At 74.8% G+C, this 13735-nt stretch carries 11 protein-coding genes; 6 read left to right on the plus strand and 5 right to left on the minus strand.

Features of this window, described 5'->3' with window-relative positions:
• Positions 1-48: 48 nt before the first annotated feature.
• Complete coding sequence (locus P2424_RS13435) at positions 49-1362, minus strand: AMP-binding protein (protein ID WP_276475986.1); 1314 nt, start codon at positions 1360-1362, stop codon at positions 49-51.
• Between the two features lie 1095 nt (positions 1363-2457).
• On the opposite strand from P2424_RS13435, the gene P2424_RS13440 reads away from it, so the two are divergent.
• From P2424_RS13440 to P2424_RS13450, 3 genes are all read left to right on the plus strand, one after another.
• On the plus strand, positions 2458-4698 hold the full coding sequence (locus P2424_RS13440) for an ATP-binding domain-containing protein (RefSeq protein WP_276475987.1): 2241 nt from the start codon (positions 2458-2460) through the stop codon (positions 4696-4698).
• 58 nt (positions 4699-4756) lie between these two features.
• A complete protein-coding gene (locus P2424_RS13445; protein ID WP_276475988.1) occupies positions 4757-5785 on the plus strand; it encodes a serine/threonine dehydratase in 1029 nt (342 codons plus the stop codon).
• 190 nt (positions 5786-5975) lie between these two features.
• Positions 5976-6767, plus strand: coding sequence for an alpha/beta hydrolase (locus tag P2424_RS13450; RefSeq protein WP_276475989.1), 792 nt, complete (start codon positions 5976-5978; stop codon positions 6765-6767).
• Between the two features lie 135 nt (positions 6768-6902).
• Here P2424_RS13450 and P2424_RS13455 read toward each other — a convergent pair whose 3' ends face one another.
• The gene (locus tag P2424_RS13455) at positions 6903-7670 is read right to left on the minus strand and encodes a MerR family DNA-binding transcriptional regulator (RefSeq protein WP_276475990.1); all 768 of its coding nucleotides are present in this window, start codon (positions 7668-7670) and stop codon (positions 6903-6905) included.
• Positions 7671-7739: 69 nt separating this feature from the next.
• Between P2424_RS13455 and P2424_RS13460 the strand changes: the two genes are divergently transcribed.
• Together P2424_RS13460 and P2424_RS13465 are read left to right on the plus strand one after the other, a co-directional pair.
• A complete protein-coding gene (locus P2424_RS13460) occupies positions 7740-8960 on the plus strand; it encodes an erythromycin esterase family protein (RefSeq protein ID WP_276475991.1) in 1221 nt (406 codons plus the stop codon).
• Between the two features lie 345 nt (positions 8961-9305).
• Positions 9306-9692 (plus strand): hypothetical protein, encoded by a 387-nt coding sequence (locus tag P2424_RS13465; protein WP_276475992.1) that lies wholly within the window; start codon positions 9306-9308, stop codon positions 9690-9692.
• A gap of 179 nt (positions 9693-9871) precedes the next feature.
• Here the strand turns inward: P2424_RS13465 and P2424_RS13470 are convergent, their stop codons facing one another.
• The 3 genes from P2424_RS13470 to P2424_RS13480 all read right to left on the minus strand — a co-directional run bounded on the left by P2424_RS13470 (position 9872) and on the right by P2424_RS13480 (position 12060).
• Entirely contained in the window at positions 9872-10840 is a 969-nt protein-coding gene (locus P2424_RS13470; RefSeq protein ID WP_276475993.1) for a CU044_5270 family protein, read from the minus strand.
• Positions 10833-11456: an RNA polymerase sigma factor gene (locus P2424_RS13475; protein ID WP_276475994.1), complete on the minus strand. Its 624-nt coding sequence runs from the start codon at positions 11454-11456 to the stop codon at positions 10833-10835. The genes P2424_RS13470 and P2424_RS13475 overlap by 8 nt, the downstream gene beginning before the upstream one ends.
• Before the next feature lie 223 nt (positions 11457-11679).
• Positions 11680-12060, minus strand: coding sequence for an ArsR family transcriptional regulator (locus P2424_RS13480; protein ID WP_276475995.1), 381 nt, complete (start codon positions 12058-12060; stop codon positions 11680-11682).
• A 202-nt stretch (positions 12061-12262) separates the two neighbouring features.
• Between P2424_RS13480 and P2424_RS13485 the strand changes: the two genes are divergently transcribed.
• Positions 12263-13726, plus strand: coding sequence for an MFS transporter (locus P2424_RS13485; protein WP_276475996.1), 1464 nt, complete (start codon positions 12263-12265; stop codon positions 13724-13726).
• The last annotated feature ends 9 nt before the right edge of the window (positions 13727-13735 follow it).

The raw sequence follows: 13735 nt of genomic DNA on the forward strand, positions 1-13735 counted from the left end.
GGGGCACCACACGGGCGGGGCCCCGCACAGGCGGCGGCTCCCGCGGGGCTAGCGGCCTTCCGGCGAGGGTGCCTCGGGGGGCTTCATCGCGACCCGGCCGTCCGGGGTGATCGCCGCCGTCTCGCCGGTACGCAGCCAGCCCTCGTGCAGCGGCGCCGCGTCCTCGACGTAGCAGGCGGTGATCCACGGGCCGCGCAGCAGCAGCTCGCCCTCGGACTGCCCGTCCCAGGGCAGCGGCGTCTGATCGGGCCCGGTGACGCCGTACTCGACCGAGGCCGGGAACCGGTAGTGGCCGGCCGCGGGCCGGGCCACGCAGGCCGGGGAGAGCGTCTCGGGCGCTCCCCAGGCCGCCGCCGCGCTGATGCCGTGCCGCCATCGCAGCTCCTGCGCCAGCAGCGTGCCGCCGGGCTCCGCGCCGGGGCCGCCCACCACCACGGCCTCCCGCAGCGAGGACAGATCCCGGGGGTGTGCGGCCAGCTCCTCCAGCATGCCGCCCCATACGGCCGGGTCGGCGACGGCGAGCGTGGGCCGCTCCCGCTCGGCCATCTCGGCGAGCGGCGCGGGCTGGTCGTAGGTGCCGGGCAGCAGCAGCGAGGCGCCGCCGGCGAACGCGGCGTAGGGGAGCCCCCAGGCCAGCATCCGGGACATCGGCACGACGGGCAGCACCAGATCGTCCTCGCCGATGCCGTACGCCTGCGGGGTCTGCGCCTGGAGGGCGTGCAGGTAGAGGGCGCGGTGGCTGTAGGCGATCCCGCGCGGCGCGGTGCCGTCCCCGGACGCGGCGTGGCAGAGGACCGCCGCGTCGCGCTCGTCGATCGCGGGCCAGTCGTAGTGTCTGCGCCGGTCGGTGATCAGCTCCTCGTAGTTGTGGACCTCGGCGCCGTAGGCGGTGCCGCCGCTGACGACGGCCGCGGAGTCGCTGCCGCCGGCGACGATCACATGCCGCAGGTGGCCGAGCCGGGGCAGCACGGAGGCCAGCGGTGCGAGCCCTGTCGGGTCGGTGATCAGCACCTGCGCGTCGCCGCGCACCGCGGCGGCGACGAGCTGGTCGGCGGGCAGCCACGGGTCGAGGGTGTGCAGGACGGCGCCCATCGAGGGCACGGCCAGATACGCCTCCAGGTGGTCGGCGGTGTTGGCCATCAGCGTGGCGACGGTGTCTCCGGGCGCGACCCCGAAGTCGTCGTGCAGGGCGGCGGCGAGCTGGGCGGCGCGGACGCCCGTGTCGAGGAACGTGCGGCGGTCGGGCTCGGCACCACCCGCGGTCCCTGTCCAGGTGGTCACCCGGGCGGTCCCGTGCGCGAACGCGCCGTGCACGAGGAGTCGGTTCACGGTCAGCGGGATGTCCTGCATGGTGCTTCGCACTCGGCCTCCTCGGGCCTCTTCACGCTCTGGTCGGCGGCCGTCCCGGCGCCTGTCGGCGGGGTGCCTGTCGGCGGGACCGGCCGGAGGGCTGTCCGTCGTCCCCGTGCGGCCCCTGCCACCCGTCGGTCCTCCGGTCTCCGGGGGCTGCTCCTGCGGGGTCGTCGGCCCCGGCCCGGCCCGCCGGGGGGCTCTGCCGGGCGGGCGGGCGGCTGCTCGATCCGGCCGCCCCTGCTGATTCTCGCCCGGCGGAAGCGCGGTGTCAGCGTCGCGGAGCGGTCCGGCACCGCCGCGCCCGGCATCGGGGGGTCCGGACGGGTGCGGCCCGGACGGGCGGCCCGGGGGCCGGCCGGTGCGCGCGCCGGCGGCGAGAGCACGGCCGCGGCCCGCGGAGACGAGGGGCGGGCGCGTACGGCCCGGAGCCGGGCGGGCGCGGCGGGGAGACGGCCCGGTACGGCGCGGCGCCGGGCGCGGTGCCGGACAGTGCGCGGAGCGGGCCGCACGGCCACGGGCCGCGTGGCGGCGGGGTGCGCGCCTGCGACGGGGGCGGGTCCCGGAGGCGGGTTCGCGGCGTGCGCGGGCCCGGTACGCGGGGCGCCGCTGCCAGTCACCCGTGCCGCCTCCTCGCCACCGGGAGGACGGGCCGTCCCGGATCGCCGTTGATTGCCGCCGGGCGTCGACCCTAATCGAGTCACCGCCCGGAGACCGAAACGGCTCCGCCCGCGCCGCCGCCGGACAGCACGCGGAACCCTGCGCTCCCGGGTGCCCGCTGCCGGGTTCCGGACCCGGAAAAAAGATCGCCCACTCGCCGTCCGGTGGCTACAATCCCCCGTCTGCCCCCTCGACGCCCCTCTCGGCGCGAGGCGCCCGCCGCACGGAAACCGGTCGGGCTCACGCGTGGAACCGTACGTGGATCCGTCTCCGCGGATCCGCGGGCGATGCTGCGCGGACCTGTCCGTCCGTACGCCCGCACCCGCGTGCCGAGCCGTGCGTCCCGTCCCCCGCCTCGCCCGGGCCGCCCCCGGCCGGGCCACCGGGGCCGGCCACGCCCGCCCGGCGTGCGGCGCGCGGGCGCCCGTGCTTCCCGGAGGCTTCCCGATGACCGACCGATCCGCACCCGGGCCCGGCGACCTGCCCGGGGCCGTTGCCGAGAGCGAAGCCGCGGCCGCTGTCGGCCACGGGCCCGGCGACCGGCAACCGCCCGGTGACGATCCCGCGCCCGGCGGCCCGCTCGCCCGTGAGCGGGCCCATCTGGCGGCCTCGCGAGCCGCGCTCCGTGCCATGCGGGCCGACGCCGAGGCACTCGACATCCGGGACGTGACCGCGAACTGGGTGAACGCCGAGGCGCTCGCCGCGGGGATCGAGGCCCGGGTCGCGGCGCTGGCCGATCTCGCGCACACGCCGCTGTTCTTCGGCCGGCTCGACCACACGGACGGACAGGTCTTCCACATCGGCCGGCGACATGTCCACGACGCGGACGGCGACCCCATGGTCATCGACTGGCGCGCCCCGGTCTCGCAGCCCTTCTACCGCGCCTCCCCCACCGACCCGCAGGGCGTGGCGCTGCGCCGCCGCTTCGGATACACGGGCGGTGAGCTGACCGCCTACGAGGACGAGCGGCTCACCGCGCCGTCGGGCGCCGACGGACCGCAGCCGGACGTGCCGGAGCAGGGCCGGGGCGCGCCGGGGGCGCGACGGACCAGCGCGCTGCTCCAGGCCGAGATCGAGCGCCCCCGGGTGGGGCCCATGCGGGACATCGTCGCGACGATCCAGCCCGAGCAGGACGAGATCGTCCGGGCCGGTGTCGACGGGACGGTGTGCGTGCAGGGCGCCCCGGGGACGGGCAAGACGGCGGTCGGTCTGCACCGCGTCGCCTATCTGCTGTACGCGCACCGCGAGCAACTGGCCCGCACCGGCGCGCTGGTGATCGGCCCGAACGACTCCTTCCTGCGCTACATCGAGCAGGTGCTGCCCGCGCTGGGCGAAGTGGCCGTGCGGCAGACGACGGTGGAGGCGCTGGTGGCGCGCCCCGATGTCGCCGTACGGGCGGTCGACGGTGCGGAGGCCGCCCGGGTCAAGGGTGACGCGCGGATGGCCCGGGTGCTGCGCCGGGCGGTGCGCGCGGGGGTGCGTCCGCTTCCGGCGGAGCCGTGCGTGGTGGTGCGCGGCTCGCGGCGCTGGCGGGTCCCGGCGCACGAGATCGCTGAGCTGGTCGAGGAGTTGCTGGGGCGCGGCCTGCGGTACGGGGCGGGCCGGGAGGCACTGCCGCAGCGGATCGCGCACGCCGTGCTGGTGCGGATGGAGCGGGCCGGTGAGGCACCCGACGACCGGGTGCAGGACGCGGTGGCGCGGAACGCCGCCGTGAAGGCGGTGGTGCGTCAGGTGTGGCCGCCCGTCGATCCGGCCAGGCTCGTGCTGCGGCTGCTGTCCGACGCGGAGTTCCTCGCCGAGCAGGCCGAGGGGCTGCTCACCGCCGAGGAACAGCGGGCGATCCGGTGGGAGAAGGCGCCGCGCGGTGTCCGCAGCGCCCGCTGGTCGGCGGCGGACGCGGTGCTGGTGGACGAGGCCGCGGACGCCGTGCAGCGGACGCCTTCGCTGGGGCATGTGGTGCTGGACGAGGCCCAGGACCTCTCCGCGATGCAGTACCGCGCGGTGGGCCGGCGCTGTTCGACCGGGTCGGCGACGGTGCTGGGCGACCTGGCGCAGGGCACCACGCCGTGGGCGACCGAGAGCTGGGAGGCCGCCCTGGAGCACCTGGGGAAACCGGGCGCCGCGGTGGAGGAGTTGACCGAAGGGTTCCGGGTGCCGCGCGAGGTGATCGCGTACGCGTCGCGGCTGCTGCCCGGCATCGCACCGGGGCTGCGGCCCGCGACCTCCGTGCGGGAGTCGCCGGGGGGCTTCGCCGTGCGGCCCGTCCCCGGTGGCGCGGACGACCCGGGCGCGGCCGACCGGATGGTGGTGGACGCGTGCCGGGAGGCGCTGGAACGGGAGGGGTCGGTCGGGCTGATCGCCGCGGAGGCCCGGCTCCCGGCACTGCGCGAGGCACTGCGCGCTGCGGGGCTCGGCTGGCTGTCGCCCGGTGCGGAGACCAGCGCGGCGGCCCGGTTGACGCTCGTACCGGCCGCGCTGGCCAAGGGGCTGGAGTACGACTACGTGGTGCTGGACGAGCCCGCGGCGGTCGTGGCCGGGGAGCCGGACGAGCGGACGGGGCTGCGGCGGCTGTACGTCGCGCTGACCCGGGCGGTCTCCGGGCTCGTCGTGGTGCACGCCCGGCCGCTCCCGGAGGCGCTGGCGGCACAAGCGCCGACCGGGTACGGGGCGGTGACCGGGAGGTCGTAACGTAGCCGTAACGTAGTCGTTTGTCCCTTCACGTCCGAGCACGTCCAGGAGTCGCGCCGTGCACCATCTTTCTTACGGAGATGTCAAGATCGCAGCCGACCGGGTCGGCACCGGCGTCCGCCCCGTCGCGGTCGCCCGCGCGGACGTCGGGGCGGGCGTCGGCGCTGCGGGAACCGGAGGCGCGCCCGGCGCCCCGGACTTCGAGCTGTTCCTCGCTCTGGAGTTCATGCAGCACACCGGGAGCTTCAAGGCGCGGGGCGCGCTCAACTTCCTGCTCGCGCACCGGGAGCGCAAGGAACTTCCCGCGGCGGGCGTCACTCTGGCCTCCGGCGGCAACGCGGGGCTCGCGTGCGCATGGGCCGCGCGCGGACTGGGCGTGCCCGCCACGGTCTTCCTGCCGGAGACCGCGCCGCAGGTGAAGGTCGAGCGGCTGCGCGCGTACGGGGCCGATGTGCGGCTGGTCGGCACGGAGTACGCCGACGCCGCGACGGCCTGCGAGGCGTTCGCCGCGGACACCGGGGCGCTGGCGTCGCACGCGTACGACCATCCGCTCATCGCGGCGGGTGCCGGAACGCTGGTGGAGGAGATCCGGTCCCAGGTGCCGCTGGTCGACACGGTGGTGGTGTCGGTGGGCGGCGGCGGCCTGTTCGCCGGGGTCGCCGCGGCGGCGCAGCACCACGGGATCCGGGTGGTGGCCGTGGAGCCCGAGCGGTGCCGGGCGCTGAACGCCGCGCTGGAGGCGGGGCGCGTCGTCGATGTGCCGGTGGACTCCGTCGCCGCCGACTCGCTGGGCGCCCGGCGGGCCTCTCCGATGGCGTTGGCGGCCGCGGGCACCCGCAATGTGCGGTCGGTGCTGGTGAGCGACGAGGCCGTGGTCTCGGCCCGGCGGGAGCTGTGGGAGCGGTACCGGCTGGCGGTGGAGAACGGGGCGGCCACCGCGGTGTCCGCGGTGTCCGCGGTCCGGGGCGCCGTCGCCGCGCCGGAGGGAGCCGACGGGCAGAGCGCGCCCTACGTGCCGTCCCCCGGCGAGCGGGTCGTCGTCGTCCTGTGCGGCGGCAACGCCGATCCGGGCGACACGGCGCGCTGACCGTGGGGTGACCGCCGCGCCCGGTGCGCAACCCGGCGCGCCCTACCGGAGCCTCTCGGCGGACGCGCCGGTCGGGCCGCGACGCGTGGCCGGGAGGCAGGCACGCCTCGCAAGACGGGTGCGCCGTCGGGGCGGCAGGCGCGAGGTCCCGGGCGCCCGCGACGGCCGGATGACGAGGGAGCGAGGACGGATGAGGCAGCAGGCAGTGGTCGGCCGGGCGGGGGCGGAAGCGTACCTGCGGTGGGCGGAGCTGCCCGGCGAGGGCGAGGGCGTACGCGTCTTCCTGCACGGGCTCGGGGCGAGTGCGACGTTCGACTGCTCGGAGGCCGCGGCGCACCCCGCGCTGCGGGCGACCGGTCACCGGTCGCTGCTGGTGGATCTGCTCGGCTTCGGCTGGAGCGACCGGCCCGCGGACTTCGGCTACACGCTGGAGGAGCACGCCGACACCGTCGCGGCCGTCCTGGACGCGGACGGAATCCGGGGCGCCGAGCTCGTCGGGCACTCCATGGGCGGCGCTGTCGCGCTCGCACTGGCCGCGCGTCGGCCGGAGTTGGTGGGGGCGCTCGTCCTCGCCGAGGCCAACCTGCGGCCGGGCGGCGGGGCGTGGAGCAGGAAGATCGTCGCGTGGCCGGAGGAGGAGTTCGCCACCCGGGGCATGGCGGAGTTCACGGCCGGGGAGAGCGACCCCGGCTATCTGGCCACCCTGCGGGCTGCCGACCCGCTCGCGGTCCACCGCAGCGCGGTGGGCCTGGTACGCGGCATCTCGCCGGGTCTCGGGCAGGTGTTCGTGGAGTACGACGGGCCCAAGGCTTTTCTCGTCGGGGAGTTGAGCCGCCCCTACCCGGAGGAGGGCGACGCGGTGGAGGCGGGAGCGCACATTCTGACCGTCCCCGCGGCGGGGCACCCCATGCCCGTGGAGAATCCGGACGGCTTCGCGCGGGCGGTGGCCGAGGCGTCCGCCCGGGCGACGGCCGCGGTCTGAGCCGCCGCCGGACGCCGAGCCCGTCGCGGGCGGCCGGACACCGGGCGGCACCGCATCCGGCTCCGGTGCCGCGGATGGGGACGCGGATGGGGATGGGGGTGTGGTGCGGCGGCTCACCCGTTCCGGCTCGGCGACTCATCCGCGGCGTTCGCGCGCTGTGAGGTAGGAGTCGAGTGCGGCGGCGCCGGAGAGCAGCGCCCGGGCCCGGGCGGCCAGTCGGCCGTGCCAGTCGCGCAGTGCGCCCTCCAGCGGCTCCGGCCCGCCGGCCGCCCGCACCTGGGCGATCAGCGGAGCGATCCGCTCCAGCAGGTAGCCGCCGCGCCGGAGTTGATGGGTGAGCCGGGCGTCCCGTACCGCGGCGTCGTCGTAGACCCGGTACCCGGTCTGCGGATCGCGGCGCGGGCTGACCAGGCCCGCGGCCTCCCATTTGCGCAGCGTCGCGGGCCGGATGCCGAGTTCCTCAGCCAGCGGCCCGATGAACCTGCCGCCTGCGTCCGTGGCCCCGGGCGTTCCGGCCGGTCCCGCCGAACCGGCGGCCCGGCCCGACCCGGCGGACCGCAGGTCCCGCAGGGCGCTCTCCACGGCCTGGAGAGTCCGCCGGTCGTCGAGGAGTTGGACGTGGGTCTCGTCGACGAGGCGGAGCGCCTCCTCGACCGCGTCCTCGTTGACGGCCCGCATGATCGACGCTGCTGCCCGGTGCCCGTGGCCCGGCAGCAGGGCGAGGAAGGCGCGCAGGGCCCGCGCGTGCAGCGGGGTGTAGGTGCGGTAGCCGTGGTCGGTGCGGTCGGCGGGCGGCAGGATGCCGTCCGCCTCGTAGTTCCTGACCGCCTGCGTGGACAGACCGTGTCCGCGGGCCAGATCGACCGGCCTGAGCCGCTCCGGACTTTGAAGGTTCTTCCTCATGGAAGCGACGATAGCGCGGAAGCATCGCGGAAAGGTTTCCACCGAAGGTTCAACGATACCGTTGAGGGCATGGCTACTGACATCAAGGACGCGGCCCGTGCTGTCGAGGCGGCCGCCGTCATGGAGTTGCTCCCCGGCCGGCCCCGGGTCCTCGCCCTGGGCGAACCCACCCACGGCGAGGACGCCCTGCTGGAGGTGCGGAACACGCTCTTCCGGCAACTCGTCGAGCAGCAGGGCTACCGGACGATCGCGCTGGAGAGCGACTGCCTGCGCGGCCTGGCCGTGGACGACCACGTCACCGCGGGCACGGGCACCCTCGACGACGTCATGGAGCGCGGCTTCAGCCACGGCCGCGGCGCCTCCCCCGCCAACCACGCACTCGTACGTTGGATACGGGCTCACAACGACGGCCTCCCCGCGTCCGAACAGGTCCGCTTCGCCGGCATCGACGGGCCGCTGGAGATCACCGGCGCCGAGAGCCCCCGGCGGGCCCTTACCGCACTGCACCGCTACCTCGCGGCCCACGGGGACCCGGACCTGCTCCCCTGTACCGCGGAGGCGCTCGACACCCTGCTCGGCGCCGACGACCGCTGGACCCATCCCGACGCGATGCTGGACCCGGCCCGCTCCTTCGGGCGGAGTGCCGAGGCCGGCGAACTGCGGCTGCTCGCCGACGACCTGGTGGCACTGCTGGACGAGCAGACCCCGCAGCTGATCGCGGCGACCTCGCGGGACGGCTGGGACCGGGCCCGGCTGTACGCGCGGAGCGCCACCGGCCTGCTGCGCTATCACTCCTCGATGGCCGACACCTCGCCGAACCGGATGACGCGGCTGGTGGGACTGCGGGACGCGATGATGGCCGAGAACCTCCTCGCCCTCGCCGCCCGCGGCCCGGTGCTGGTCCACGCGCACAACTCCCACCTCCAGCGGGCGAAGAGCACGATGCGGATGTGGCAGGGGCAGGTGGAGTGGTGGAGCGCCGGCGCGCTCGCGCAGTCCCGGCTGGGCACGGAGTACGCCGTCCTGGCCACGGCGCTCGGCACGATCCGGCACCGGGGCGTCGACACACCGCCGCCGGACACCCTCGAAGGGCTCCTCTACGCGCTCCCGCAGGATCACTGCGTCGTCGACCCCGCCGGGCTGGCCGCCGCCCTCGGCGAACCCCGCCCCGCCGCCCGCGTCTCCCCCTGGTTCGGCTACGCCCCGCTCGCCCCGGTCCAGTTGGGCGAGATGGACGGAGTGGTGTTCGTCAGGGACGCCGAGAAGGTGGAGGCTGCCGGAGGCGCATGAGGCGTCGGCTGCACAGACGGTGTCGTGCCGGGGAGCGTGGGCCGCGAGGCCCGGCAGGGCAGCGGCGACGCAGGCGGGGCGGATTTTTCACGGCAATGAGAACTTATGTCGACGTGGTGACAGATTCCACCCGAGAACCAATTCAGGGTACATAGCCGAAGCACCTCCGGACGCCGGACACTCAGGCGAGAGATACTCCAACTGCGACAACGCACCCGCCGTGAAAAAGGGCCAACAAATTCCCACGCCGACGAACAACAATCCCCGACCTTTGCATGTACTCTTCACCTCGCAACCGCGCCATGCGAATCGGCGCTCTCGGGACTGAACGGGAGGTTGGGGAACATGAGGGTCAGAAACCTGATCGGTGCAGTGGTCGCGGCGGGGGCGGCGACAGTCATGGCATCCGCGCCGGCATCCGCCGACGAAGCAGTCTTCGACCGCAATGTGGGAATGGTGATCTTCGGCAGCGGAACCCACGTCGACTCGGTCACGATCTACGGAGTCCCCGAACCACAGGGCCCCGCCGAGTACCAATTCACCTACTACGCCTCGACCTCGCCGACCAAGTCGTACCAGATGATCTGCGGCGGCAGCAGCACCGGGACCAGTTGCAGACACAGCTTCAGCATCAACGCCACCTACGGCAGCGGAACCGGCAGCCGAAGCTGCGGATCGATCAAGCGCGTAGACAACCAGCAGATTCTCGGGACCGCCTGCAAAGAGTGGTGAGCCGGCGGGGTTCCCTCGCGCGGAACCGATCCGATTCCCACCCGGAGAACGACGTCCGCCGGGTGGGAATCCGTGCGTCGGGGAATGCGCGGCAACTCTCCAGCGGATTCCCCTCGCACGCACACCGGTATTCGAGTCCGCACCGGCGGGCCCGCAGGTCCCGGCCGCCGGACAGCGGCCTACGGGCGCTGCTTCACCCGGTCGACGATCCCCCACTCCACGACGTGCGACATCTGTGTGTACTTCTTCTTCCCGGAAGCCGAGGTCCGTACGTCGCGGAACCCCAGGAACTCATACGACTCCGGGTCGAAGATGAGGCACTTGCCTTGGTAGGGCCCGCGCTCGGTGTAGGCGACCCCCACCCCGGACCGCCCGGCGGAGTCCTTCACGCCCGGGATCGTCTCGACGCCGGGCACAAGAGCCAGCGCCTCGTACGCCGCGGGGCGCAGTCCCTGGGGAAGCACCGGGTTCTTCAGGAGCGCGCCGAGCAGGAAGTAGGCCCGGAACCGGTCGAACTCGGGACGCTCGCTGAACGACCGGTCGTCGGAGCCGCCGACGGAGAGGAGGGCCGAGATGAGCTTCTCCGGGTCCTGGGGCAGCTTCTTCAGCCCACTCCACTTCCGGGGTGGCCACACCCCCTCGCCCTTCCCCGCAGGCTCCTCCCACATCTCGCGGCCCAGTTCCATGCTCAAGGAGCGCTTGGAGGCGTCCACCGACTCCCACATCTCGTCGGTGTAGGTCTCGACCTCGCCGGTCTTCTGCTCCGTCTCCTTGATGATCCGCTTCGAGTAGATGAACTGGTCGTCGCGCGGCACCACCGGCTTCTTCTCGTGCTTGCGCTCCCGTGCCGCCGCCCCGTTCAGCACCGTCGCGGCGGCGTTGTCCATCCGCGGGGTGCCGGTACTGGGGGTGCCTCCCTCGCCGGAGCCGTCCGTGCCGACCAGCACCGCCGTCCCCGTGACCGCCGTGGCGACCACCGCGGCCGCCGCGAGGCGCAGTGCCCGGCGGCGGCCGGGGCCGGGGCCGGTGCGCTGATCCGCGTGGGCCATCGCGTTGAGCAGCCGGTGCCGGGCCCGGTCCCGGGCCGGATCGGTGAGCGGGGCCGCGTCCGCGTCCCACTCCCTCAAGAGTTCGAGTTCGTCACTCATGGTCGGATACCTCTCGCAGTGCCGTCGGATCGGATCCGCCCAATGCTTCGCGCAGCCTGCTGCGAGCCCGGTGCAGCCGTGATCTGACCGTGCCCACGGGGATACCGAGGGCCTGGGCCACCTCCTCGTAGCCGAGACCGCCCCAGGCCACCAGCAGCAGCACGTCCCGGTGCCGAGCGGGCAGCGCGGCCAGCGCCGCCGCCAGTTCGCGGCGTACGGCCTGCGCCCCCACCCGGTCCGCGGCCCGGTCGGCCATCGGCTCGTCGTGGTCGGCAGGGGCCGGGACCCGGGCCATGGCCTTGAACCTGCGGGCCTCGGCCCGCCGGTGCCGGCCGACCAGGTTGGTCGCTATGCCGAACAGCCAGGGCCGGGCGCCCGCGCCGCGGTCCGGGTCGTAGCGATGCCGCTGCTGGAATGCGGTGGTGAAGGTCTCCGCCATGAGGTCGTCGGCGACCTCGCCGCCGAGGCGGCGGGCCGCATAGCGGTGTACGGCGTCGGCGTGCCGGTCGAAGAGCACGGCGAACGCCTCGGGCTCATCCCGGGACCGCGCGATCACTGAGGCGTCGCTCTCCGCATCGGCGAAGGTGCCGATGCGGACGCCTGGTCCGACGGTCATCGGGGCTCCTCTCGTCCAAGGGACGATGCTCGAACACTTGGGCTTTCACTTGTCCTTCGCCCCTCGCGCCGAAGCGGTTCCCTCAGACCTCCTGGCCACTGCCCGTCCCGCCGGTTCGCCGTCCTCGCCCCCGCCGGGCCGCCTCCGCGCCACCTGCGTGGCGGAGTCGCCCAGGGCAGCCGCCGTCGCCGCCACCCGGCGCGACCGGGCCGGGTGGCGACGACTACGCGGCCGGGGTCCAGTCCGCGATCAGGGCGAGCAGGCCGGGGAACCGCGCCTCCAGGTCCGCGATGCGCACCTGGTTGCGGCGGGAGGGCCCGTACTGGCGCTGCCGGACGAGGCCCGCCTCGCGCAGGGTGCGGAAGTGGTGGGTCAGCGAGGACTTGGGGCGCTCCAGCCCGAACCAGGTGCAGGTGTGGTCGAAGTCGACCGACTCCAGCAGCAGTTTGCGGACCACCCCGATCCGGAGCGGGTCGCTGAGCGCCGCCATCACCGCCTCCAGGCGGATCTCGTCCCGGCTGGGCTCGGGCAACGGTTCGGGAATCTCGGTGCCGGCTGGGGGCGGCGGGATACGGAACTCCCGGTCGAGGGCCGCGTCACTCACGGGCTCCTCCTTCGGCGGGTCGCGGGCGGCGGTCGGCTGGTGGCGGGCGCGTGGCGGCGGGCGGTGGTGCGGCCGACCGCACGCGGCCCAGCAGTACGACTTGCATCGTACTACTGCCACTGGTACGAATTCTCTCGTACTACTTGTACGAGTCCACTCGTACTCTCTGTGTCCATGCCCTCCCCTGCCCAGGAGTTCCCGCATGTCCGCTTCCGCCCCGCCGGCCCCCTCCGCCCCCCGACGGGGCTGGATGTGGCTGGCCGCCTGGCCCGTCGTCGCCGTCCTCGCCCTCTCCAACGAACCCGCGCCGCTCTATGTCCTGTGGCAGGACCGGCTCGGCTTCTCCGCAGCCGCCCTGACGGCGGTCTACGCCGCCTACATCGCCGGACTGCTGGGCACCCTCACGGTCGCGGGCACCCTCTCCGACCGCTACGGCCGCAAGCCGGTGCTGCTCCCGGGACTGTTGCTCGGCCTGCTGGCCTCGGTGCTGTTCGCCACGGCGCACTCGGTGCCCGTGCTCCTGGTGGCCCGGCTGCTGAGCGGGATCGCGGTCGGCGCGTTCCTCTCCGCCGGGATGGCGGCCGTCTCCGACCTCGCGGATCGCACGCACAAGCGCACGGCCGGACTGATCGCCTCGTCCTCCATGGTCGGCGGTGCCGCCGTCGGCCCGCTGCTGGCCGGGCTGCTGTCCGAACTGGTACCCGGCCCCTCGGTCACCGTCTTCCTGGTCCAGATCGGCCTGCTGCTGGCCGCGTTCGCCGTGGTCGTCCGGATGCCGCTGCCGCCGCGGGCCGAGACGACCGCACCCGGCGCCCCCCGCCGACTGGTCCGCATCCCCTCCGCGCCGCGGGCCAACCGCGGTCAGCTCCTGTTGGGCCTGGGCGTCTTCGCACCCGCGATCGCGGCGACCGGCTTCGTACTCTCCCTCGGCCCCACCCTGCTCGCCGACCTGCTGCACACTCGCAGCCGGATCCTCTCCGGCGCGACCATCTTCGTCCTGTTCGCCGCCGCGACGGGAATCCAGTTCGCCGCACGCAGGCTGCGGGTGCGCACGGATCTGCTCACCGGCGCCGCACTGACCACGGCGAGCATGGCCGTGCTCGTCCTCGCCGTCCGCACCACCTCGGTCCCGGCACTCGTCGCCTCCGCCGTCCTCGCCGGACTCGGCCAGGGCCTGACCCAACTCGGCGCCCTGACCATGCTCAGCTCCGACGTCCCGGCCGCACGCCTGGCCGAGGCCAACGCCGCCCTCACCGCGGGCGGCTACCTGCTGGCCGGGGCGCTGCCGGTGGCCGCCGGTGCACTCAGCGACGCCACCTCCCTCGACACCGCCTCCGCCGTGTTCGGCGCCACCGTCGCCGCCCTCGTCCTGACGGGCGCGACCGCCGTGCTGCGCGACGGGGCCACCGGCGCGGACGCTCCCCGCGGCGGACGTACCGTCCGCGGCGGCCTCGGCACGCAGGACGGCGCGCCGGGTGCGCGGGGCATCCGGGACAGGCAGGACGGCCTCGTGCGGGCCAGGCGCCGCCGACCGGCCGGAACGGTGCACACGGCGGCCCCGGCCGCTACGGCCACCACGACCGCCGGGGCCACGGCGACCGCCGGATGCGTGGCGGGCACCCCGGACGTGGCCACGACCGACGCCGCCCGGGCCGGCTCCGAGTAGTTCAGCCCT

The organism is Streptomyces sp. WMMB303 (assembly GCF_029351045.1).
In the GTDB taxonomy this organism is placed as follows: Bacteria; Actinomycetota; Actinomycetes; order Streptomycetales; family Streptomycetaceae; genus Streptomyces.